This is a genomic window from Phycicoccus sp. M110.8, from assembly GCF_032464895.1.
In the GTDB taxonomy this organism is placed as follows: Bacteria; Actinomycetota; Actinomycetes; order Actinomycetales; family Dermatophilaceae; genus Pedococcus.
In genome coordinates this window covers 561,749-583,354 of the sequence record NZ_JAWDIC010000004.1, presented here as the reverse complement: position 1 = coordinate 583,354, position 21,606 = coordinate 561,749, and the positions used below count along the sequence as shown (strand labels likewise).

General features: G+C 72.8%; 24 protein-coding genes, 1 tRNA gene and 2 pseudogenes. 14 read left to right on the top strand and 13 right to left on the bottom strand.

Annotation, left to right across the window (positions count from 1 at the left end):
* Positions 1–6: 6 nt before the first annotated feature.
* Together RKE38_RS18255 and RKE38_RS18250 are read right to left on the bottom strand one after the other, a co-directional pair.
* A complete protein-coding gene (locus RKE38_RS18255; protein ID WP_316008887.1) occupies positions 7–471 on the bottom strand; it encodes a MarR family transcriptional regulator in 465 nt (154 codons plus the stop codon).
* 10 nt (positions 472–481) lie between these two features.
* Positions 482–790, bottom strand: a pseudogene (locus RKE38_RS18250) (ATP-dependent DNA ligase); the annotation flags it as partial.
* Between the two features lie 202 nt (positions 791–992).
* Here RKE38_RS18250 and RKE38_RS18245 point away from each other — a divergent pair.
* Positions 993–1,577, top strand: a complete 585-nt coding sequence (locus tag RKE38_RS18245) for a hypothetical protein (RefSeq protein ID WP_316008918.1) — start codon at positions 993–995, stop codon at positions 1,575–1,577.
* 85 nt (positions 1,578–1,662) lie between these two features.
* Here RKE38_RS18245 and RKE38_RS18240 read toward each other — a convergent pair.
* A pseudogene (locus tag RKE38_RS18240) lies at positions 1,663–1,908 on the bottom strand (ATP-dependent DNA ligase); the annotation flags it as partial.
* Positions 1,909–2,089: 181 nt separating this feature from the next.
* Between RKE38_RS18240 and RKE38_RS18235 the strand changes: the two are divergent.
* Entirely contained in the window at positions 2,090–2,737 is a 648-nt protein-coding gene (locus RKE38_RS18235) for a hypothetical protein (RefSeq protein WP_316008886.1), read from the top strand.
* Complete coding sequence (locus RKE38_RS18230) at positions 2,734–3,474, top strand: hypothetical protein (protein ID WP_316008885.1); 741 nt, start codon at positions 2,734–2,736, stop codon at positions 3,472–3,474. The genes RKE38_RS18235 and RKE38_RS18230 overlap by 4 nt, the downstream gene beginning before the upstream one ends.
* Before the next feature lie 199 nt (positions 3,475–3,673).
* Here RKE38_RS18230 and RKE38_RS18225 read toward each other — a convergent pair whose 3' ends face one another.
* The 5 genes from RKE38_RS18225 to RKE38_RS18205 form a co-directional block, all read right to left on the bottom strand.
* On the bottom strand, positions 3,674–5,263 hold the full coding sequence (locus RKE38_RS18225) for an ATP-dependent DNA ligase (protein ID WP_316008884.1): 1,590 nt from the start codon (positions 5,261–5,263) through the stop codon (positions 3,674–3,676).
* Between the two features lie 85 nt (positions 5,264–5,348).
* On the bottom strand, positions 5,349–6,470 hold the full coding sequence (ald, locus tag RKE38_RS18220; RefSeq protein ID WP_316008883.1) for an alanine dehydrogenase: 1,122 nt from the start codon (positions 6,468–6,470) through the stop codon (positions 5,349–5,351).
* Positions 6,471–6,593: 123 nt separating this feature from the next.
* A complete protein-coding gene (locus RKE38_RS18215) occupies positions 6,594–6,776 on the bottom strand; it encodes a hypothetical protein (protein ID WP_316008882.1) in 183 nt (60 codons plus the stop codon).
* 134 nt (positions 6,777–6,910) lie between these two features.
* The gene (locus tag RKE38_RS18210) at positions 6,911–7,534 is read right to left on the bottom strand and encodes a DUF2231 domain-containing protein (protein ID WP_316008881.1); all 624 of its coding nucleotides are present in this window, start codon (positions 7,532–7,534) and stop codon (positions 6,911–6,913) included.
* A 40-nt stretch (positions 7,535–7,574) separates the two neighbouring features.
* Positions 7,575–8,087: a flavodoxin/nitric oxide synthase gene (locus RKE38_RS18205; protein ID WP_316008880.1), complete on the bottom strand. Its 513-nt coding sequence runs from the start codon at positions 8,085–8,087 to the stop codon at positions 7,575–7,577.
* Positions 8,088–8,251: 164 nt separating this feature from the next.
* Here RKE38_RS18205 and RKE38_RS18200 point away from each other — a divergent pair, with 164 nt between their 5' ends.
* Positions 8,252–9,205: a universal stress protein gene (locus tag RKE38_RS18200; protein WP_316008879.1), complete on the top strand. Its 954-nt coding sequence runs from the start codon at positions 8,252–8,254 to the stop codon at positions 9,203–9,205.
* An 18-nt stretch (positions 9,206–9,223) separates the two neighbouring features.
* Here the strand turns inward: RKE38_RS18200 and RKE38_RS18195 are convergent, their stop codons facing one another.
* Complete coding sequence (locus RKE38_RS18195; RefSeq protein ID WP_316008878.1) at positions 9,224–10,129, bottom strand: universal stress protein; 906 nt, start codon at positions 10,127–10,129, stop codon at positions 9,224–9,226.
* A gap of 544 nt (positions 10,130–10,673) precedes the next feature.
* Between RKE38_RS18195 and RKE38_RS18190 the strand changes: the two genes are divergently transcribed.
* A complete protein-coding gene (locus tag RKE38_RS18190; protein WP_316008877.1) occupies positions 10,674–10,937 on the top strand; it encodes a hypothetical protein in 264 nt (87 codons plus the stop codon).
* Positions 10,934–11,419, top strand: a complete 486-nt coding sequence (locus RKE38_RS18185) for a hypothetical protein (protein ID WP_316008876.1) — start codon at positions 10,934–10,936, stop codon at positions 11,417–11,419. Before RKE38_RS18190 ends, RKE38_RS18185 begins: the two co-directional genes overlap by 4 nt.
* Here the strand turns inward: RKE38_RS18185 and RKE38_RS18180 are convergent.
* Positions 11,386–12,072 (bottom strand): phosphoribosyltransferase, encoded by a 687-nt coding sequence (locus RKE38_RS18180; RefSeq protein ID WP_316008875.1) that lies wholly within the window; start codon positions 12,070–12,072, stop codon positions 11,386–11,388. The two genes, RKE38_RS18185 and RKE38_RS18180, sit on opposite strands and share 34 nt — an antisense overlap.
* Positions 12,073–12,187: 115 nt before the next feature.
* Between RKE38_RS18180 and RKE38_RS18175 the strand changes: the two genes are divergently transcribed.
* The 3 genes from RKE38_RS18175 (at position 12,188) to RKE38_RS18165 (ending at position 15,293) form a co-directional block, all read left to right on the top strand.
* A complete protein-coding gene (locus RKE38_RS18175; protein ID WP_316008874.1) occupies positions 12,188–13,012 on the top strand; it encodes an HPF/RaiA family ribosome-associated protein in 825 nt (274 codons plus the stop codon).
* Between the two features lie 131 nt (positions 13,013–13,143).
* Entirely contained in the window at positions 13,144–13,752 is a 609-nt protein-coding gene (locus tag RKE38_RS18170; protein ID WP_316008873.1) for a hypothetical protein, read from the top strand.
* Between the two features lie 56 nt (positions 13,753–13,808).
* Positions 13,809–15,293 (top strand): hypothetical protein, encoded by a 1,485-nt coding sequence (locus tag RKE38_RS18165; protein ID WP_316008872.1) that lies wholly within the window; start codon positions 13,809–13,811, stop codon positions 15,291–15,293.
* 190 nt (positions 15,294–15,483) lie between these two features.
* Here RKE38_RS18165 and RKE38_RS18160 read toward each other — a convergent pair.
* Positions 15,484–15,571: transfer RNA gene (locus RKE38_RS18160), tRNA-Leu, on the bottom strand.
* Positions 15,572–15,667: 96 nt separating this feature from the next.
* Between RKE38_RS18160 and RKE38_RS18155 the strand changes: the two genes are divergently transcribed.
* The gene (locus tag RKE38_RS18155) at positions 15,668–17,002 is read left to right on the top strand and encodes a M20/M25/M40 family metallo-hydrolase (RefSeq protein ID WP_316008871.1); all 1,335 of its coding nucleotides are present in this window, start codon (positions 15,668–15,670) and stop codon (positions 17,000–17,002) included.
* Positions 17,003–17,120: 118 nt separating this feature from the next.
* Positions 17,121–18,068, top strand: a complete 948-nt coding sequence (locus tag RKE38_RS18150; RefSeq protein WP_316008870.1) for a hypothetical protein — start codon at positions 17,121–17,123, stop codon at positions 18,066–18,068.
* Between the two features lie 6 nt (positions 18,069–18,074).
* Here RKE38_RS18150 and RKE38_RS18145 read toward each other — a convergent pair whose 3' ends face one another.
* Positions 18,075–18,260, bottom strand: coding sequence for a DUF5703 family protein (locus RKE38_RS18145; RefSeq protein ID WP_310157027.1), 186 nt, complete (start codon positions 18,258–18,260; stop codon positions 18,075–18,077).
* A 39-nt stretch (positions 18,261–18,299) separates the two neighbouring features.
* On the opposite strand from RKE38_RS18145, the gene RKE38_RS18140 reads away from it, so the two are divergent.
* Positions 18,300–18,647 (top strand): hypothetical protein, encoded by a 348-nt coding sequence (locus tag RKE38_RS18140; RefSeq protein WP_316008869.1) that lies wholly within the window; start codon positions 18,300–18,302, stop codon positions 18,645–18,647.
* A 10-nt stretch (positions 18,648–18,657) separates the two neighbouring features.
* Here RKE38_RS18140 and RKE38_RS18135 read toward each other — a convergent pair whose 3' ends face one another.
* Positions 18,658–19,596 carry an aldo/keto reductase gene (locus RKE38_RS18135; protein ID WP_316008868.1) on the bottom strand — a complete coding sequence of 313 codons (939 nt, stop codon included), beginning with the start codon at positions 19,594–19,596 and terminating at the stop codon, positions 18,658–18,660.
* A gap of 62 nt (positions 19,597–19,658) precedes the next feature.
* On the opposite strand from RKE38_RS18135, the gene RKE38_RS18130 reads away from it, so the two are divergent.
* Both RKE38_RS18130 and RKE38_RS18125 read left to right on the top strand, forming a co-directional pair.
* Entirely contained in the window at positions 19,659–20,750 is a 1,092-nt protein-coding gene (locus RKE38_RS18130; protein WP_316008867.1) for an LLM class F420-dependent oxidoreductase, read from the top strand.
* On the top strand, positions 20,747–21,604 hold the full coding sequence (locus RKE38_RS18125) for an undecaprenyl-diphosphate phosphatase (RefSeq protein ID WP_316008866.1): 858 nt from the start codon (positions 20,747–20,749) through the stop codon (positions 21,602–21,604). Before RKE38_RS18130 ends, RKE38_RS18125 begins: the two co-directional genes overlap by 4 nt.
* The last annotated feature ends 2 nt before the right edge of the window (positions 21,605–21,606 follow it).

Here is a 21,606-nt window from a genome sequence, read left to right as displayed (position 1 = left end):
ACGGGGTCAGGCTTCCTCTCGGGTGGGGGCGGGGGAGTGGTGCGGGGTGGCCGCTCGGTCCAGCAGGTCCTCGAGCACGGTGACCGCGTCGCGCAGCCGGGCGAGCTCGGTCTCGTCGAGGGCGCCGAGGGTCGGGGCGAGGACCGCGGCCCGGGCCCGGCGCACGTCGGCGAGCGCCTCGTGGCCGGCCGGCGTGATCGAGACCAGCGTGGCGCGGGCGTCGGAGGGGTCCGGGTCGCGCCGTGCCCAGCCCTGCGCCTCGAGGCGGTGCACCCCGGCGGTCGTCGTGGGCTGGCTGCTGTGGTCGATCTCGGCGAGCTCGCTGACCCGGCAGGGGCCCCACTCGTCGAGCAGGGACAGCAGCCGGGCCTGGGCGACCGGGATGTCGAACGAGGCGTACCGCGACGCCCACCGGGTCAGCCGCGCTGCGGCTCGCAGCACGTCGTTGCCGGGGTCGTCATGGTTGCTCACGGCAACCACTTTACATAGGGAACCTATGCAATGTCGAATCAGCCGGATCGGTCGAATCAGCCCGCAGGGCGCGCACCGTGTCGACGGTGTCGGCCTCCTCGGCCGTCTTGTCGTCGCGGTAGCGCAGCACCCGGGCGAACCGCAGTGCCATGCCGCCGGGGTAGCGCGAGGAGGTCTGGATGCCGTCGAACGCGATCTCGACGACCTGCTCGGGCCGCACCGGGACGACCCAGCCGTCGGTGCCGTCGGTGGCCAGCTCGGTGAAGCGCTCGGTCTGCCACTGCAGCATCTCGTCGGTCATGCCCTTGAACGTCTTGCGTGCAACCTTGTGACCCATGCTCCAGGCATGACCACTCGCGCCTACGCTTGTCAGCGGCGAATCTGTGGGCGCGGCGCTCGGCTCCTGGCTCACGGCGACTGGTCTTGTTGGACGACGGGGCTGTGATGGTCCTCCGCGACGACGCGCTTAACGCAGACGCAGTTCGCGCCCTTATGGGTCGGCGACAGTAACCTCTCGGTTCGTGGACCTAGTGCGCGAACTCATCCCCCTGCTATCAATCCTCGTAACTGCGGCGGCGGGCTGGCTTGCGGGACGCGGCTCGTGGAACCGGCTAGAGCGGGCTCTGGCGCTGTATGAGCGCATGCCGGACTCTGTCCGGCCCGACTTTGAGGAACTGGTACGGAGGCGCGCCCGCCGAATCCGTCGTGCGGACGCGGTCCCTGTGTGGGCGCTGGTCCTTCTGGTCGTCGCCTTCGTTTGCTACTTCGCTCGCGACGGGCTGCAGGTCTGGGCCGCAAGCGCGGTCCCGGGATACGGCGCGAGCACGGAGGAGTACGAGGCGGCGTACGAGCGGGTCGACCTCTTAGAGTGGATCGGTCGCATCGTCACCGGCGTCGGTGTGGTGGCCGTAACGGTGGGCATCCTGGCTCTTGTCATGACGCTCGCGCCACTCACGGCCAAGCCTCTGAGACGTTCGTGGAAGCGCATCTCACGGTTGATAGTTGAGGGGCATCACGTGCGCGAGCCGATCGAAAACCCGCCACCCCACGAGCCTAGTCAAGGCCCGGCGGATCGATCGCGCTCGTCAGGTCTTCCACGCGAATGAATTGGCCATCGGCCGGGCACAGCCTGGTCGACCTCGGCAAGGCCAACCTCCCCAAGGAGAAGACGGCACGATCGGCTCGTGGGAGTAGTCCCTGCACGGCCCCTATGGTGTCGGCCTCCTCGGCGGTCTTGTCGTCGCGGTAGCGCAGGACGCGCGCGAACCGCAGGGCGACACCGCCGGGGTAGCGCGAGGAGCGCTGGAGCCCCCGTCGAGGGCGATCTCGACGACCTGCTCGGGCCGGGCCTCCACGACGTAGCCGGAGGTGTCGTGGACCGCGAGCTCGGCGAACCGCTGCGTCTGCCAGCGGCAGCATCTCGTCGGTCATCCCTTTTGGGGGTCTTACGAGTCCGAGATCACGAACGACCGGTAGGGCTCCTGGTGCTATCGGGTGTCCGCGTGTGTGCGACGCGCCCGCCAACTAGTCAATCGCTCATCCAGGATGGGCTGGCGAAATGTGCGTACAGAAATACAGAATCTGTGAGATCCTCTGTACCTATCCACTAGGGGGAAACGTGGCGCAGGCGGAACTCGATCAGTTGCTGGAGCGGATGCCGGCGATCGCAGAGGCAGTCGAGAAGTTCACTTCCGAGGCTATCCAGAGTCAGGTGCTGGAAGCGCTGATCGGCGCGTTCAAGGTGGGGGCGCGCTCGGGCGACGGCGAGGTCGGGGACGACGGATTTGAGTCCGGTGACAGCCATGAGAGTCAGGCGGACACGGGTACCACCACCGAGCGTGCCGCCGCCGTTCCGGCCGCGAACGGCACGGGCACGAGCGCCCCGAAGCGCACAGCACGTAAGTCTGGGGGTTCTCGGGCGAAGCAGTCGTTCTCTCTCGACAAGGACCTGGACATGGTCCGGGGCGGCTCGAAGAGCCTGAAGGATTTTGTCGGTGAGAAGCAGCCAAAGACCGTGCTCGACAAGGTGCTTATTTCCGTCTACTGGCTCACTCGGATTCTGGAAGGCGATCAGCCGGCCACGCTCGACCGTGTGTACACCTGCTTCAAGCACATGGAGTGGCCCATCCCTAGCGATCTGGCAAACACCGCTCAGCAGGCGGGCGTCAAGGGTTGGCTCGATAGTCGTAAGCGCGACGACATCAAGGTGGTCATTGGGGGCGAGAACCGGGTCGAGCACGAACTGCCCGCGGAGCCGAAGAAGTGACCCAGCCGACTCTTCTTGAGTTTCTCAGCCCGGTACTAGGTGGATCGCGTCGTGACATCTGCCTCGCCGCGATGCTGTATCTGAAGCACGCGCCCGAGGGGATCATGGCGTCGGAGCTGAAGCAGTCGCTCATTAGCGCACGAGTCCCGAAGGCAAAGCAGTTCAACGTCGCAGACGTTCTCGCGAAGGCTGGGGCGCTGGTCAAGGTTGAACCCGGCACTCGACCAAACCGCTGGTCGCTCACAACGTCTGGCGAGACCCACGTCGCGGACTTGTTGGGACTCCACGCGCCACAGCCGGAAGCGATCAACGCCGCCGATGGTCTGACCGCCTTGCTGGGACGCATCGGCGACGAGGTCATAGAGGGCTACGTCGAGGAGGCCCTGACTTGCTATCAGGTTGACGCACGGCGCGCCGCTGTGGTCTTCCTTTGGTCTGGAGCGATCCGACACCTTCAGCAAGCGGCCCTTGCGTACGGAACGTCTGTGGTCAACCAAGCGATTCAGAAGCACGACCAGCGATCGAAGCCTGTCTCTAAGATCGAGGACTTCTCTGGGGTCAAGGACGTCACTCAACTGCTCGCCTTCAGGGAAGTCGGTCTGCTCGACAAAGGCGAGTGGCAGACCCTTCAGGAGGGTTTGGATCTCCGGAACCGGTGTGGCCACCCGACCCGGTATCGACCGGGCGCCGCCAAGGTCGCTGCTTTTATCGAGGACATCATCAGCATCGTGTTCTAGTTCGCGTTCAGGCGACTCGCAGGGGGAAGCCGACGTTGAATCCCATGCCCGAGCGGTCCGGTCAAGAGACAGGCGCCTGCATAGCGTGTAACGCCCTAGCGTCTCTCCGGGGCCGAGTAGCGGGGAGCGTCTCGAGCCGCCTTCCGGAGGCTTCCGTGGGCCGTCCGGCGCTGTTCGAGCGCTCGGCTTGGGCGAATGACTAGGGTCGCTGGCCTCCCAGATACGACCGAACTGTGTCGATCGTGTCGGCTTGATCTGGTCCCTTGTCATCCCGATAGCGGACAACTCGAGCGAAGCGGAGAGCGGCGCCACCCTGGTAACGGCTCGACCGCTGAACGCCGTCGAAGGCGATCTCGACGACCTGCTCCGGCCTGACGTGAACGACGTGGCCGTCGCGATGCGTCTGGAGTTCGAGGAAGCGCTCCGTTTGCCACGCGAGCGTCTCGTCAGTCATGCCCTTGAACGTTTTCCCAACCATCGTCCAACCGGGTTCGTAATGACCCTGCAGAGTCTTGCCGAGCATGACGAACCCGCCGGACTCCGGGTCGCGGGCGCCGAGGTGGATGTTGGAGAGCCAGCCCTTGCGGCGGCCGCTGCCCCACTCGACGGCCAGCACCACGAGGTCCAGGGTGTGCCGGGGCTTGACCTTGACCCAGCCGGCACCCCGCCGGCCGGCGGCGTAGGGGGCGTCGGTCGACTTCAGCACGACGCCCTCGTGGCCCTCGGAGACGAGTCGGGTGAAGAACTCCCGCGCCTCCTCGTCAGACCCCGCCAGCACCCGAGGCACCAGCGTCCCGGCCGGCACGAGGGCTGCCAGCCGCTCGAGCCGCTCGGCGGCCGGCAGGTCGAGCAGGTCCTCGCCGTCGACGTGCAGCAGGTCGAAGAAGTACGACGACACCGGCACCTGCGCCCGCAGCGTCTCCACGCTCGTGCTGCTCATGGTCCGCGAGGCCGTCTCCTGGAAGGGCCGCGGCCTGCCCCGCTCGTCCAGGGCGATGGCCTCGCCGTCGACGACGACGCGTCCGGCCGGCAGCGCCCGTACGACCTCCACCACCTCCGGCAGCCGGTCGGTGATGTCGTCGAGCGAGCGCGTGAACAGGCGCACGTCGTCGCCGTCCTTGTGCGCCTGCAGCCGTATGCCGTCGAGCTTGCCGTCGACGAACGCGTGCCCGTCCTCGCCCGCCACCTGCTCCCACCCGGCGTCCACGTCCGGGGCCGAGGCGGCCAGCATTGGCCGCACCGGGCGCCCCACCTCGAGGCCGATCTCCTCCAGCGCCGGGACACCCCCGGACAGCGCGGCCACCGCGACCGGCGCGGCGTACCCGGCCAGCATCGTGGCGCGGCGCACAGCGGCCTCGGGCACCTCGGCGGCGGCGGCGATGGCCTGGAGCATGACCCCGTCGAGCGCACCCTGCCGCACCTGACCCGTGATGAGCGCCCGGAGGTACTCCTGCTCGGGGGCGGTGAGGCGGCCGAACAGTTCGGCCACCGCCGCGCGGCGCTGTGCGGCCGAGCCGCTGCCCGACAGCGACGCGAGGCGGCTCAGGGCCTCGTCGACCTCGCCGACGGTCGCGGTGGCCTCGGACGCCGGCTCGGGCAGGTCGGTCAGGCCACGCCAGCTGACGCCGACCCGGCGCTGGGGCAGGACGCCGGAGAGGTACGCGGCGACGGTGCCGGCCTCGTCGGGACCGGCCGCGCGCAGGGCGTCCGCGACGGCGGCGGTCTTGGCCAGCCGCGACCGCGTTGCGGCAGCGGCGGCGGAGGCAGCGACGACGTCGGCGAGCAGCACGTGCCGAGGCTAACCGCGGTCGCCGACAGCCGCCGGGCAGCCGCCGCTGGGGAACGCCCCTGCGCAGTGTGGCCGGGAAGCCGGGTCAGGCCTTGCCGAGGATCGTCTCCAGCTCGACCGACTCCAGGCCGTGGGCGTCACCGACCGGCCCGTTGGTGACGGCCCCGTCGTGCGTGTTGAGGCCGAGCGCCAGCGGGCGGTTGACGCGCAGGGCGTCGCGCCAGCCCCGGTTGGCCAGCTCCACGGCATACGGGAGGGTCACGTTGGTGAGGGCGTAGGTGCTCGTGTGCGGCACGGCACCGGGCATGTTGGCGACGCAGTAGAAGACCGAGTTGTGCACCTCGTACGTCGGGTCGTCGTGCGTCGTGGGCCGGGAGTCCTCGAAGCAGCCGCCCTGGTCGATCGAGATGTCGACCAGGACCGAGCCCGGCTTCATCCGCGAGACCTGCTCGTTGGTGACGAGCTTGGGGGCCTTGGCACCGGGGACGAGGACCGCGCCGATGACGAGGTCGGCGTCGCTGATGGCGCGCTCGATCTCGTAGGTGTTCGACGCGACGGTCTGGCAGTGACCCTGGTAGACGAAGTCGGCGTGCCGCAGCTTGGCGATGTCGCGGTCGAGCAGCAGCACCTCGGCCTGCATGCCGAGCGCGATCGCCGCGGCGTTCATCCCCGACACACCGGCGCCGATGACGACGACCTTGGCGGCGTAGACGCCGCTGACGCCGCCCATGAGGATGCCGCGACCACCCTGCGCCCGCATCAGGGTGTGCGCGCCGACCTGCGGCGCAAGGCGGCCCGCGACCTCGGACATGGGTGCCAGGAGGGGGAGCGTGCGGTCGGGCAGCTCGACCGTCTCGTAGGCGATGCCGGTGACCTTGCGGCGCAGCAGCTCCTCGGTGAGCGGCTTGTCGGCGGCGAGGTGGAGGTAGGTGAAGAGCGTCTGCCCCTCGCGCATCCGGGCGTACTCCTGCTCGATCGGCTCCTTCACCTTGAGGATGAGGTCACCGGTCTCCCAGACCTTGTCGGCGGTGTCGAGGATCGTCGCCCCCGCTGCGACGTAGTCCTCGTCGAGGATCGAGGAGCCGACCCCGGCCTCCCGCTCGACGTACACCTCGTGCCCGTGCCGCACGAGCTCATGGACCCCCGAGGGCGTGATGGCCACGCGGTACTCGTTGTTCTTGACCTCGCGGGGAATGCCGACCTTCATCGAGCTGCCTCCTGGATCGCCGTGGTCCTCGAACAATGCAGGACGCGCGGCGATCTGCCAACCACCGAAAGGGGGACGGGACGGCTCCCGGTGCCGGAGGCCGGTCCGGTCGGGAGTTCGCCGTCAGGAGGCGATGGTGCCGGAGTGCAGCAGGGCGCCGACGAGGGCGGTCCGCCACGGCAGCGGAGGACGGTCCGGGGTGCGGCACGACGCGCTGCCGCAGTCGCAGACCCAGATCCATCCCCGCGCGCCGCGCAGGACACGAGGGTGGTGGCCCTGGCCGCGGTGCAGAGTTCGTGTGCTCACGGACACCGACGCTAGGACCGTGGAGCGTCCGCGGTTCGCGGACGCGCCGCAGGTCGTCCGACCTCGGGCCGGAAATGGTCCGAACGGGTGAGCAGTGGGTGAAGTCGGGCGCCGTCAGGGCGGCACCGGTCGCCTCAGGAGCCGGCGGGACGCCTCAGCTGCGGCCCCACCCCGTCGACCTCGTATGCCGCGTCGCGGCTCCCCACCTTGCGCGCCGTCGCGAGGTGGCCGCCGAGGTAGGCCCCGACGCTCGCGACCGACGTGGCGGCGAGGCCGGCGGCCACGCCCGCCTTGTGCCGGCCGCTGCGCCGCAGCCCCCACGACACGGCATACATAGCGGTCGCGGCGGCGTTCGAGGCTGCGTGGACCGCACCCACCCGCCGTTCCGGGTTGCTCGTCCCACGCCACTCGGCCAGGCCGGTCACGGCGGTCGGCAGGGCGCTGAGCACCCCCCACCCCACGAGGGCGCGGCTGGCGTCCGCGGACCGGCCGCGGCGCAGGAGGTCCAGGCTCGCGGAGGAGGTCCAGAACCCGATGGCGACGTCGGTGAGCACGGGGTGCACGGCGTGACCCGAGCCCCGGCCCAGCAGGAGTCCGCGCAGGGGCTCGCGACCCAACGGACGGGAGAGCGCGTCGAGGAGGTCGGAGAGGGAGTCGGCACCGTCCCAGGCCTCGAGCCGCTGCAGGGTGCGGACGAGGGGAGGGGCGGTGCCGACGGTCGTGGGGGTGGCGTCCGGCAGTGGGGCTCGCGTCGTCATGACGGGGCCGTACCCACCGCAGCGGTGGGCGACACCCCGGTCAGCCCACGGGCCTGCCCAGGCCGGGCCCGACGACGGTGCTCAGCGAGCGGCCCCACGTCCTGGCCCGGTCGAGCTCGCTGTCGACCAGGGGACCCTGGGTGCCGGTCACCCAGAACGACACGGGGCGCGTCGCCACGCTGCGGTGCTGTCGCCGCACCAGGGCTGCTGCGCGCCGGGCTGCGGAGCCGGGGACCCGCGGACGGTTGACCCGCGTGTCGAAGAAGGCGAAGGGCGGGGTGTGCCGCTCCTCGGCGAGCGACTCCAGCCACTCCCGCACGCCCCTGGTGGTGACGAGGGCCCCCTCGCCGAGCTGACGCTGGGCGTCGGCGCGGGTCGAGGGCCTGCTCAGCCCGAACGCGTGGGTCGGGCCGCCCACCACGAGCAGGTCGACGCCGATGAGGTCGGGCGGCACGGTGTCGACGGGGTACTGCTCGACCCAGGCCCAGTCGCGCAGCCCCTCCGCAACCGCGCCGGCCACCGCCCTGGTGTTCCCGAACATGGACTCGTACACGACCCACACCGTGACCATCTCTGCCTCCCGAGACCTGTGCCTGCCCTGCCCATGCTGGGCGGGCCTGCGGCCGGGGCCGAGGGCACAAGGTCCCTGCGGGACAGGTCCGCCGGCCGGGACCAACGACCTAGGCGGCGGGCGACGGTCGCCGTCATGGTGAGGGCATGCGCAGCGGGAGCACCGTCCACGAGGCGGGTCGGGCGCCGGTCGTCGTCGGTTACGACGGCTCGGCCGGCAGCCGCCGAGCCGTGCGGTGGGCCGCGCACGAGGCGGCGGCCCGGGGCACCGGTCTGCGGGTGGTCGTCGCCGCGGACGACCCGGGCGTGCCCGGCACCCGCCGGACCGCCACCCGGCTGGCCCCCCTGAGGCTCGGCGACGGCCACGAGGCGTTGGCCGAGGCCGTGGCGCTGGCCGAGGCCTGCAGCCGCGGCGTCACCCGTGGTGGCCTGGTCCGCAGTGGCCAACCCGGCGGCGTGCTCGTCGACCAGTCGCACACGGCCCAGCTCGTCGTGGTGGGCTGCCGCGGTCGTACGGCGCTGCCCGCCTCGGAGTCCTCGACGTCCCTCATCACCGCCTCGCGGGCCGCCTGTCCCGTGGTGGTGGTGCGGGGCCGGGTCGACGCGCCGACCCTGGACCCCGTCGTGGTGGGGGTGGGCGTCGGGGAGCCGGTCGCGACGACCGTGGCGTATGCCGCGGGCATCGCGACCCGGGCGCCGTCGCCCCTGGTGCTCGCCTGCGGCTGGTCGCAGGACGCCGGCAGCCTGAGCCGGGTGCCCCGGCCCGTCCCCGACCGGTCCGGTTCGCTGGCCACTGTCGTCCGCGACGTCCAGGCCCAGGCCGGGCGTTCGCTCCAGCGCGCCGCCGAGCTGGCCCACCGGCTGGCGCCCGGGGTGTCGGTGCGGACCGAGCTGCTCGACACCCGGGCCGAGCGGGCCCTCGAGGGGCTGTCGTGGGGCGCGAGCCTGGTCGTGGTCGGCCGGGGTGGCACCGGTCCCTTCCCCGGGCTGCCCCTCGGTCGGGTGACCCGGTCGGTGCTCGAGCACGCGGGCTGCCCGGTGGTGGTCGTGCCCCCCGAACCACGTGAGGACGAACCACGTGAGGACGGCGCCCGGGCCTGACGCGGGTCACGCGGTCGATCAGCTCTCGGGCGACCGGCTCTCGGGCTCACCGCCGTCGACCCGGGACGTGGACGGGACCACGAGCAGGGGACAGGGCGCCAGGTGCAGCAGGCGGGTACCCACCGATCCCAGCAGCAGACCGGCGAAGCCGCCGCGGCCCCGACTGCCCACGACGAGCAGCTGGGCCTCCCGGGCCTCGTCGCAGAGCACCGGCACCGCCTGGCCCCGCACGAGCCGGGGCCGCACCTCGACGTCCGGGTAGCGCTCCTGCCACCCGCTCAGCATCTCGGCCAGGACGACGTGCTGGGCGTCCGCGAGCTCACCCCAGTCACCGGCCCACTCCGGCTCGGTGGCGAGCGGGTCCGGCGGCTCCCACCACCACGCGTGGACCGCGACCAGCGGCACACCGCGCTCGGACGCCTCGGTGAAGGCCGCGTCCAGCGCCGGCTCCGCGTGCGGGTCGGGGTCGACCCCGACGACCACGAGGCCGCGGGGCTGCGCCACCGCCCCGCGCGGGACGACGAGCACCGGGCACCGGGCGTGCGCGGCCACCTGGTGGGTCGTGGCGCCCAGCACGGCCGCCGTGAGGGGGCGGAGCCGACCGGCACCCAGCACCACGCGGTAGGCGTCGCGACTCCCCTCGACGAGGGCGGATGCCGCGCCGCCGACGACCGTCTCGGCGGTGACCTCCCGCGGGGCCTGCTCCTGCAGGTGGGCCCGGAGCTCCTCCAGGCGCCGGGCCTGGAGCTCGAGCACGTCCGGGGTCCACGGCACGACGCCGAGACCGGTCGCGTTGACCAGGTGGACCCGTCTGCCGGTCCTTCGGGCCAGCTCCACCGCCGCATCCAAGACCTCGGTCGCAGGGTGGTCGGCGTCGACCCCGACCACGATGCTCCCCGGTGGCACGGTGGGGGTGCTCGACATGGCGGCCTCCTTCGTCGGGTCCAGCGTGGCCGAGCCGGGACCGGGACCCGCAGGGGCCAAGGTCCCGGCGGGTCACCGTCCCGGCGGCAACGCACCCGGCGGCGACGCACCCGCGCGCGAGCGCGGGCACACGGCATACCCGGGCGCCCGCCGACCCCGCCGCGCGGGACGGAACTGGTGTGCGCCCCACCGGAGGTGACCGGTCGGAAACACACGGGACCAAGGTCCCTACGGGGGTCCCGGGGGAGTCCGGCGCAATGGTCGTGCGCTTCCGGTCACGGGGGCGTTACCGACGGAGGATCCGGTGTCGGGCCGCGGGGAGCCGCGGTCACTGCCCTGGCCGGGGTGGGGCGCCGGGGGTGCCGTCGGTGCCGGGAGTCGCGACTCCCGGCAGACGGGGTCCCGGTCGGCCAGCCGGCCGGCCGGGGTCCCGCCCACCACGGGCTGCAGGGCTCACCGTGCGGAACCCCCCGTCCGGTCTTCGTGTCACCGGTCCCTTGGAGGCGTAGTGCTCCCCACCCGGCAACCCCTTCCGTCCCTCCCCGTGCCCGCCGCCGGCCGGGCCGCGGCCCTCGACCTCAGGTCACCCCAGGGTGTGGTGATCCACCTGCTGCGGCACGTCATGGAGCCGTCCTGGGCGCCCGGCCCCGCTGCGGCGGTGCTGCTGCGGGACGTCGACGACGACCGCGTGCTGCGACGCGCCCGGGCCCTGCTGCGGATCGCCACCCGTGAGCGCATCGTCCCGTCGCACGCACGGGCCTTCGCCACGGTCACCATGGCCCTGCATCAGCTGGAGGACCGGGCATGAGCACCCTGCGCACGACGCCGCCCTCGCACGCCGCGGGTGCCTCCACGACCAGGCCGCGCCGGCCGGGACACCTCGTGGCCCCCGCACCTGCCGGACCGGCCGACTCCACGGCGGTCGCGCGTCCAGCGGCCGGCGCCGGCGCCGGGGTGGACCCGGTCGACCGACTGGAAGGGATCCGGGTCCGCCTCGCCGCGCTGGCGCCGCTGCTCCAGGACGAGCCCGCCCGACGCCTCGCCGAGGTCCTGCGCGAGGTGGAGGCGCTGGTCGAGCAGCTCGGCCGCCCGTCGACGGGCGAGGCGCAGCCGGAGGCCGGAGCCCCCGCGGCGGTGCGCCCCGCGCAGGGAGCCGGGCACCACGGGCCCGAGGTTCCCGCACCCGGGCACCCGCACCCGGCGGCGGCCGTCCCCGCAACCAGGCACCGGCCGCCGGCGCTGCCGTGCGGACCCGACTACCCGCTCCTGCCGGCGCACCGCGCGTCCTGACCCGGTCCGCCCAGCACCGCCAGCACCTCGTCGTCCGCGACCTGCGGGAAGCTCTCGTACCACTCGCCGACCGAGCGCAGGTGCCGCGGACGCACCAGGCAGCGCACGGAGTCGCACACCTGCCGCAGGGCGACCGCGGCCTCGGGTGCGCAGACCGGCACCGCCAGGACGACCAGGGCGGCGCCGCGTGCCTGGGCGACCAGGCAGGCGGCGCGCGCCGTGGCGCCGGTGGCGACCCCGTCGTCCACGACGACGGCGGTCCGTCCGGCGAGGGGGACCGGCTCCCGTCCTGCGCGGAAGCGGTTCGCGCGGCGCGCCACCTCGCGCTCCTCGGCCACCTCGGCGGCCGCCAGCTCCTCCTGCGTCACCCGGCACGCACGGACCGTGCGGTCGTCGACGACGAGCACGCCGTCCTCCCCGACGGCGCCCATGGCGAGCTCCGGCTGCAGGGGCGCCCCGAGCTTGTGGGCGACCACCACGTCGAGCGGGGCGTGCAGGGCCCGTGCGACCTCCACCGCCACGGGGACACCCCCGCGCGGAAGGCCGAGGACCACCGGGTCCGCACCGCGCAGGTCCGTGACCAGCGCGGCGAGTCGCCTGCCGGCGTCGGTGCGGTCGCGGAACAGGTCGACGGACGTCTGGAACGGCCTCATGCCGTCAGGCTCCGTCCGAGCCCCCGTCGGTGGCAGGGACGTTCGACCCTGCGCGTCCGCTCCTGCCAAGCGTACGAACGGGGTTGAGTCGATCCACGACCCCGGAGGTGACACCGTGCAGGCGACCCAGTCCCTGACCCCGCAGGACGTGCGCGTGACGATCAGCGGCGTCGACGAACCCGACCTCGCCGAGCTGGTGCGGACCAAGGTGGCGCGCATCGGCAGGCACACCCACGTCCCCGTCACCTCCGCCTGGGTGCGGCTGTCCCGGCACGGCGACCCGGCCGTCAGCCGGCCCGTGGTGGCCCAGGCCAACCTCGACCTCGACGGCCGCCTGGTGCGGGCCCAGGTCGAGGCGGAGGGCGCGCACGAGGCCGTCGACCTGCTCGACGCCCGCCTGCGCCGCCTGGTCCAGCGCGCGGCCCGGCACTGGGAGGCGCGTCGGGGGCACGAGCCCTCCTACGCGGCGCACGAGTGGCAGCACGACGCCGAGCCGACCCGCCGGCACACCTGGTTCCCGCGCCCGGAGGCGGAGCGCGAGGTCGTGCGGCACAAGACGTTCAGCATCGCCCGCCGGACCGTGGAGGAGGCGGTGGCCGAGCTGGAGCTGCTCGACTACGACTTCCACCTCTTCGAGGAGGCCTGCACCGGCATCGACTGCGTGGTCTACCGGGGCGGTCCGACCGGCCTGCGCCTCGCCTACGCCCGACGGCCACCGCACGGTGCCGCCGTCGCGGCCCACCTCGGCGTCACGGTGAGCCCCCACACGGCACCGCGCCTGGCCACCGCACAGGCGGTGGAGCGGCTCAACCTCACCGGTATGCCGTTCTGCTTCTTCCGTGACGCGACCACCGGGCGGCGCGGGTGCGTGCTCTACCACCGGTACGACGGCCACTACGGCCTCATCACGCCGGCGGTCCAGACCGTCAGCCCGTCCTGAGGGAGGTGGGGCAGGTGCTCTCCGACGACGGGCCGGGCGGACGCCCTGCTTCCTCACCAGAGCCGCCGACGGCATCCCACCGGCAGCGCACTCCCCGCCAGGGGGACGGCACCCGGCGCCTGGGGCGCCAGGTGGCCGCCCAGTGGCGGACGCTGTGGGCGCCCTCCGCGAGCCTCGTGCGCCGCAGCGACCGGGTCGAGGCCGGCACCCTCCTCGGGTCGCTCCTGCTCGCGGTGCTGCTGGTCCCGCTCCTGGCCGGGCTCGGGCTCGCGGTCGGGCGCAACCTCGCCGCCGACGCCGCTCGGCAGCGCGCAGCGGGCCACTCGGTCACGGCCGTCCTGCTGCAGGACGCCCCTCCGGTCGCCGTCGACGCATCCGGGGAGCTGGTGGCGGCGTCCACGCGCACCCCGGCCCGCTGGCACCTGCCCGGGGGGTCGACCCGTGAGGGCCTCGTGCCGACCGACCACGGCCTGCGCGCCGGCGCCCATGTCCGGGTCTGGCTGGACGCCGCCGGGTGGCCGGCGCCGCTGCCGCTCTCACCCGCCCGGTCGGCCGCGATCGGCACCCTGGTGGGCGTGAGCGGGTGGTTGAGCGCGCTCGCGGTCCTCGGCCTGGCATGCGTCGCGGTCCGTCAGGGCCTGGACCGCCAGCGCCACCGGGCGTGGGCGCGGGAGTGGGCCGAGTTCTGCGTGGCCACCGGGAAAGGCAGGGGCGGCCCTCGGGACGGGCGGGCGAGCTGAGCATCGACCACCCGTCGGCACGGGCGAGCCACCGCGCGACGGGGCACGATGTCGGTGTGCCCGCGAGAATCCTGACCGTCGTGGGGCGGGTCGAGGTCGTCGTGTTCCTCCTCGCCGCGGTTTTTCGAGCCCTCGTGGTGGTGAGTTCTGGCGCCCTGCGGGCGAACTTCGGGTATGACGCCGCCGTGTACTTCGCGGGGTCCGACGCCCTGACCTTCGGGCGGATGCCGTACCGCGACTTCGTCTACCTCCACCCACCCGGGGAGCTACTGGCCCTGGCACCGTGGGCTGCGCTCACGAGGGTTCTGGACGACCCGACGAGCTTCCTGGTCGCGAACCTCTCGATGGCGCTGGTAGGGGCTACCAACGCGGTCCTGGTCGTGCGGGTGTGCCGGTACCTCGGGCTCGGCGGCCGCGCGGCTCTGGTCGGGGGGCTCTTCTACGCAACGTGGTTCGGGGCGGTGGGGGCGGAATACCTGACCAAGCTCGAGCCGGTGGGGAACCTGTTCTTCCTGACCGGGCTGCTCCTGGCTCTGCGAGCACGGCGGGCGCCTGGCGCATGGCTGGGGACCGCAGCGGGTGCTGCGCTGGGGCTGGCGGTCTGCGTCAAGATCTGGTGGGTCGTGCCGGTCGCGGCAGTCGTGGTCTGGTGCGCCCGTGGGGCGGCTCGTCCGCGGCGAGCGCTCGCTCTCCTGGGCTCGGGCGTCGTCGGTGCCGGGCTGGTGGTCACCGCGCCATTCTTCCTCGCTGCCCCGGGCCCGATGTGGTCCTCGGTGGTCGTGGCCCAGCTGGGCCGGCACCCGAGCAGGAACCCCCTCCCGCGGCTCGCCGACCTGGGCACGTTCATCCGGCTCGACGGGCCCCTGCCGGGCAGCGCGGTGGCAGCAGGGACCGTGCTGACGGCCGCGGTCTTTCTCCTCGTCGTCCTGCGAGCCTGGTCGGTGACGGGTGCGCGGGGGATCGTCGTGGTGCTGGGCCTGCAGCTGGTGGTCCTCCTCGCGGCGCCCTCCTGGTTCCCCTACTACTGCGACTACCTGGCCGGGAGCATGGCGGTGACGGTGGCAGCCGCCGCGGCTCCCCGACCACACCTGCGAATCGCCACCACGGTGGCCGACTGGATGCCGACGGTGCTCGTCTCCGCGGTCACCCTGGTAGTGCTCGCGACCGGCGCGGCCGCGCTCAGGCCGCTGCCGGGCGCCGAGGCGCTGGCCCGGTCTGTCGCGGGATCGAGGTGCGTGATGTCGGACGCGCCCATGGCCCTCATCGAGCTCGACGCGCTCTCGCGCGGCCTCGCCGCGGGATGCCCCAACTGGGTCGACGTGACGGGGCGCACCTACGGGCCGGACCGCGCGAGCGGACCCCGGGCCACCAACGCCCGGTGGCAGACCGAGCTGACCCAGTACCTACGCTCTGGCGACGCGGTCACGATCTTCCGTCGGGGCGGCACCGGGGTGAGTCCCTCCACCCAGGCCGCCATCTCCAGGGACGGTGTCCTGGCGCATGCCGGGGGACAGACCGTCTACCGTATTCGCCATCCCTAGGGCGGTGTGCCCACACGCCAGCCCCGCCGGCATACGAAAACGACCCGACGAAAAGCGTGTCGGGGTCCTTCCTCGTTGGTGTCCGGAGGGGAGCCGTCGCCCGCTTGTCCCTCGCGGGCTCCTCGCAAGTGCGCGGCGGCGCATACGCGAAGAAGGACCCCGACGAATGCGTGTCGGGGCCCTTCTTCGTTGGTGTCCGGAGGGGGACTTGAACCCCCACGCCCGATAAAGGGCACTAGCACCTCAAGCTAGCGCGTCTGCCATTCCGCCACCCGGACAGGGTGTGAACAGGCCCTCTGGGGGAGCGCCTGCTGCGGTCCGGAACGATAGCACCCAGCCCCACCCGTCACCCAATCCGCCCCTAGGGTGGGGACATGAGCGACTCGACCCCGCAGGACATCCGCCCGGAGGACGAGGTCGTCCGCATCTGCCAGGAGCTGATCCGGATCGACTCGACCAACTTCGGGGACGGCAGCGGGCCGGGGGAGAGGGAGGCGGCCGACTACGTCGTCGGCCTGCTCCGCGAGGTCGGCCTCGAGCCCGAGGTCGTCGAGTCCGACCCGGGTCGCACCAGCGTCGTCGTCCGGCTCGAGGGCGAGGACCGCGACCGCCCCGGCCTGTGCATCCACGGCCACCTCGACGTCGTCCCGGCCAACGCAGCCGACTGGCAGGTCGACCCGTTCTCCGGCGAGCTGCGCGACGGCTGCGTCTGGGGTCGGGGCGCCGTCGACATGAAGGACATGGACGCGATGATCCTCGCCGTCGTCCGCGACCTCGCCCGCCGCGGCGCCAAGCCGCCGCGCGACCTGGTCGTCGCCTTCTTCGCAGACGAGGAGGCCGGCGGGGTCAAGGGAAGCCACCATGTCGTCGACACCCGTCCCGAGCTGTTCGAGGGCGTGACCGAGGCCGTCAGCGAGGTCGGCGGCTACAGCGTCACGGTCCCCGCCAAGGACGGTGGCGACACCCGCGCCTACCTCGTGCAGACCGCCGAGAAGGGGATCCTCTGGCTGCGGCTGGTGGCCACCGGCCGGGCCGGCCACGGCTCGGTCCCCAACCCCGAGAACGCCGTCGTGCGGCTCGCCGAGGCCATCGCCCGCATCGCCGCCCACAAGTGGCCCCGCGAGTACGTCGCCTCGGTGCGCGAGCTGCTCGACCGGCTCAGCGGCATCACCGGCACGGCGTGGTCGGACGAGGACCTCGACGAGCTGCTCGAGCACCTCGGCGGCGCGCAGGGGTTCGTGCGCGGGACGTTGCAGGACACCGCGAACTTCACGATGACCGAGGCCGGGTACAAGCACAACGTCATCCCGCAGAGCGCCAGCGCCTCGCTCGACTGCCGGTTCCTCCCCGGTCACGACGACGACCTGCTCGAGACCGTCCGCCAGCTGGCCGGCGAGCACGTCGAGGTCCAGGTCGTCCACCGTGACATCGCCCTCGACTCCCCGTTCGAGGGACCCCTGGTCGACGCCATGAAGGCCGCGCTGCTCGCCGAGGACCCGGGTGCCGAGGTCCTGCCGTACTGCCTGTCCGGTGGCACGGACAACAAGGCGCTGAGCACGCTGGGCATCACCGGCTACGGGTTCGCCCCGCTGCAGCTGCCCGCGGACCTCGACTTCGCGCCGATGTTCCACGGCATCGACGAGCGGGTGCCGGTGTCGGCACTCGAGTTCGGGACCCGCGTGCTCCAGCGGTTCGTCGCCGCCTGCTGAGCAGGCGTGTGCCGGGTGCGCGGCACCCGGCGAAAGTCGCGGTTACCGGCGCGTAGCCAAACGCGGGCCGACCTCGTTGTCACGGCGTCACCACCTGCGCCGAAAGCGAGCCCCGACGATGCGACTCCACCGCACCACCCTCCTGCGCACCTGTGGCGCGCTCCTGGTCGCCGGCGGCGGGCTCGCCGCAGTGGCGGCTCCGAGCCAGGCGGCGACCGGGACGGACCCCCTGGCGCCCGTGACGCAGCAGCTGACCGGCGGCCTCGCCGCGCTGCCGACCCTCCCAGTCCCGCTGCCGTCCGCCCCGTCCCTCCCGGCGCTCCCGCTCCCCACCGGGACGAGCAGCACCGGGTCGGGGAGCAGCACCCCGGCCGCGACGAGCACGGGCTCGGGCACGCGACCCGCTGCGACCAGCACGTCCTCGGGCGGCGGCGCCTCCTCACGGTCCGGCTCCGCCTCCACCCGCTCGGGTTCGGCGGCAGCAGGCTCCACGCAGCCGGGAGCGTCCGCTGCAGCCGACACCCCGGCCGCGTCACTGTGCGTCTTCGCCTCGAGCGGCGCAGCGCCCGCCTTCGAGGTCTCGGCCAAGGCCCTCGGCGCCGACCTGTCCTCGCCCCTCGTGCAGCGCTTCCCGCAGGCCTTCGCGCCGTGCCCCGCCGGAGCGGTGCCGGCCGGAGACCACGTCGCCGCCGTCGACGCGGCCGTGCAGGGTCTGCTCGGTGCCTGCGTGCGCGTGACCCGTCAGGTGGTCCCCGTGCAGACCACCCTCGTCGTGCTTGACCACGACGTCATCCGCGAGCTCACGGCGGCCGGGCTGCCGCTGCAGCAGCTCGTGGTGCCGTGCCCGGCGGGGTCGGCCTCGCACGCCGCGGGCGTTCACACCGGCGGCACCCACGGCTCCTCGCTGTCCCAGGCGGACCAGGTGTCGGCGCTGTCGGCCCTGGGTCGGCTCGCCTTCACGGGCAGCGACGTGCTGCCCACTCTGGCCACCGGTCTGGGGCTGCTCACGCTGGGCGCGCTGTTCGTGCGAGCCAGCAGGCTCGTCCCGGCGCGCGGCCGGCACTGAGTCCTGTCAGAGGGGCCGCGGGACGCGGATGATCTTGCGCCGCAACCAGGTCCGCTGCGTGCCCCCCAAGTAGATCCGGGTGCGGTGCAGCTCCCAGTGGCCGTACTCCGCGTGCTCCGCGAGGGTGCGACGGATCTCGGACCGGGAATCCTTGCGCGTGAAGCTCAGCACGCGGTACTCGTACTCGACCATCGCCCTCCATTCTGACCCAGAACCCGATACGGTCGACACATGACCGCTGACCCGCGTGGCGCGCTGAACGCCCTCGTCACCGCGTTCGAGCGGCACCTCGAGGCCTCCGCGGCCAAGCGGGGCGAGGAGGACCCGACGGTCATCGCGGCCTACGACGACCTCGCCGACGCGTTCGCGGCCTACGACGACGCCCTGCTCCAGGCCTACGGCGAGATGACGCCGCTCGACATCTACGACGGTGACGAGGACGACGACGAGGAGCTCGACGACCACTCGGACGAGGACGGCGACGGCGTCTACTCCGGCTTCGACGACGAGGACTACGAGGACGTCGACGAGGACGACGAGGACGACGAGGACGAGCACAAGGACGACAGCCGCCCCTGAGGCGCCTTTGTCAGGCGGACACCTCGTCCAGCGCCGCCACGAGCTCCTCGGGCAGCACGAGGTCCTCGGACGCCAGCGACGTCCGCAGCTGGGCCGTCGTCCGCGCGCCGACGACCGGCGCGACGACGCCCGGGCGGTCGCGCACCCAGGCCAGCGCGACCTCGGCGGGGGAGACGTCCAGGCCCTTCGCGGCGATCGCCAGCGCCTCGACGACCTGGACGCTGTGGTCGTCGAGGTAGCGCGCCGTGAACCGCGGGAAGTCCCGCGACGCCGCCCGGGAGTCGGCCGGTATGCCGTTGCGGTACTTGCCGGTCAGGACGCCACGACCCAGCGGTGACCACGGCAGGAGGCCGAAGCCGAGCGCCTGCGCGGCGGCCAGCAGGTCCGGCTCGGCCGACCGGTTGACGAGCGAGTACTCGACCTCGTTGGCGACCAGCGGCACCCGGGCCTGCTCGAGCAGCGACAGGGCCCGCGTGGTCTGCCAGCCGCTGTAGTTGGAGACCCCGACGTAGCGGGCGCGGCCCGTGCCCACGGCCCACTCCAGCGCCGACAGCGTCTCGCTCAGCGGCACCTCGTCCGACCAGGTGTGCACGAGCCAGAAGTCGACGTGGTCGGTGCCGAGCCGCTCCAGCGAGGTGTCCAGCTGGCTCAGCAGGCTGTGCCGCGAGGTGTCCACGACGCGGTGCCCGGAGCGGCGCGAGATGCCCGACTTGGTGCAGATGAGCAGGTCCTCGCGGGACACCTCGTCCTCGAGCAGCCGGCCGATGATCTCCTCCGACGCCCCGTCGGCATACCCGTGCGCGGTGTCGACGAGGTCGCCGCCGGCGTCGAGGAAGGTGCGCAGCTGCTCGCGCGCGCCCTCCTCGTCGGTGGTCCGCCCCCACGTCATCGTCCCGAGGGCGAGGCGGGAGACCGACAGCCCGGAGCTGCCCATTCGTCTGTGGCGCATGTCTCGGTACCGTACTTGGCCGCGCCAGCGGTGTCGGGACGGCCCGCCGCTAGCCTCGCCCCATGGAACTCGGCGTGAACCTCGGCTACTTCGGCATGGGCGTCGACGGCGACAACGTCGCCGTCGCCAAGGAGGCCGACCGGCTCGGCTACGCGGTCGCGTGGGCGGCCGAGGCGTACGGCTCCGACGTCCCCACCGTCCTGGCGTGGATCGGCGCGCAGACCGAGCGCATCGGGCTCGGCGCGGCCGTCATGCAGATCCCCGGCCGGACGCCCGCCATGACCGCGATGACGGCCGCCACCCTCGACACGCTGTCGGGCGGGCGGTTCCGCCTCGGCCTCGGCGTGAGCGGCCCGCAGGTGAGCGAGGGCTGGCACGGCGTGCGCTTCGACGCGCCGCTGGGCCGCACCCGCGAGTACGTCGACATCGTGCGGATGGCGCTGCGCCGCGAGACCGTCTCGTACCGGGGGAAGCACTTCACGCTGCCGCTGCCCGACGGGCCCGGCAAGGCGCTCAAGCTGACGGTCCACCCGCCGCGCCCGCACATCCCGCTCTACCTCGCCGCCGTCGGGCCGAAGAACCTCGAGCTGGCCGGTGAGGTCGCCGACGGGTGGCACGCGATCTTCTTCAGCCCCGAGCACTCCGGCGACCTCGTCGAGTCCGTGCGCACCGGTCGCCGGCGGGCCGGGCACGGCGCCGACGGCACCGACCCGCTGACCGGCTTCGACATCGCCCCGTCGGTGCCCGTCGTCATCGCCCACGACGTCGAGGCGGCGGCCGACGCGATCCGCCCGTATGCCGCGCTGTACGTGGGCGGCATGGGCTCGCGCGAGCAGAACTTCTACAACCGGCTCGCCTGCCGCATGGGCTTCGAGGAGGCCGCCGCGAGGGTGCAGGACCTGTACCTGGCCAAGCAGCACCGCGACGCCGCGGCGGCCGTGCCGTTCGAGTTCATCGACGCGACGACCCTCATCGGGCCGCCGGACCGCATCCGCGACCGGCTCCAGCGGTATGCCGACGCGGGCGTGGGCACGCTGTCGGTGGCGCCGTTCGCCGGCGCCCTGGAGGACCGCCTGCGGGTCGTGCGCACCATGGCCGAGCTCATGGGGGAGACTGGCTCCGCCGTTCCCGCCCCCACGAAAGCAGACCAGTGACGCTGAGCTTCCTCCAGGCCATCATCCTCGGCATCGTCGAGGGCCTCACCGAGTTCCTGCCGGTGTCCTCCACCGGGCACCTCACCATCACCGAGAAGCTGCTGGGGCTGCAGGTCGACGCCCCCGCGATCACGGCATACACCGCGATCATCCAGCTCGGCGCGATCCTGGCCACCCTGATCTTCTTCTGGCGCGACATCGTGCGGCTGCTGGTCGCGTGGGTCCGTGGCCTCGGCAGCGCCGAGGCGCGCACGGACCACGACTACCAGCTGGCCTGGGCCGTCATCGTCGGCTCGATCCCGGTGGGGATCGTCGGCTTCCTCGCCAAGGACCTCATCAGCGGACCGCTGCGCAGCCTCTGGGTGGTCGCGGCAGCGCTCATCCTGTGGAGCGTCGTCATGTGGCTCGCCGAGTCGCGGCACGGCAAGCTCGAGCGCGAGGGCGTGGAGCGCACCGAGGGCGGCGTCACCCTCATGGACGGCCTCGTCATCGGTCTCGTGCAGTGCTTCGCGCTCATCCCCGGGGTGTCGCGCTCCGGCGCCACGATCTCCGCAGGCCTGTTCCGCGGCATCGACCGCGTCTCGGCGACGCGCCTGTCCTTCTTCATGGCGATCCCGGCCCTGACCGCGGCCGGCCTGTTCGAGGCCGTGCAGGAGAAGGATCACCTCAAGCTGCTCGGCGGGGCCCAGATGGCCGTCGGCATCGTGGTCGCGTTCGTCGTCGCCTACGCCTCGATCGCGTGGCTGCTGCGGTTCGTCTCCAGCAACAAGATCACGGCCTTCGTCTGGTACCGGGTGCCCCTCGGCATCGTGCTCGCCGTGCTCCTCGCCACGGGGGTCATGTCGGCCACCTGACC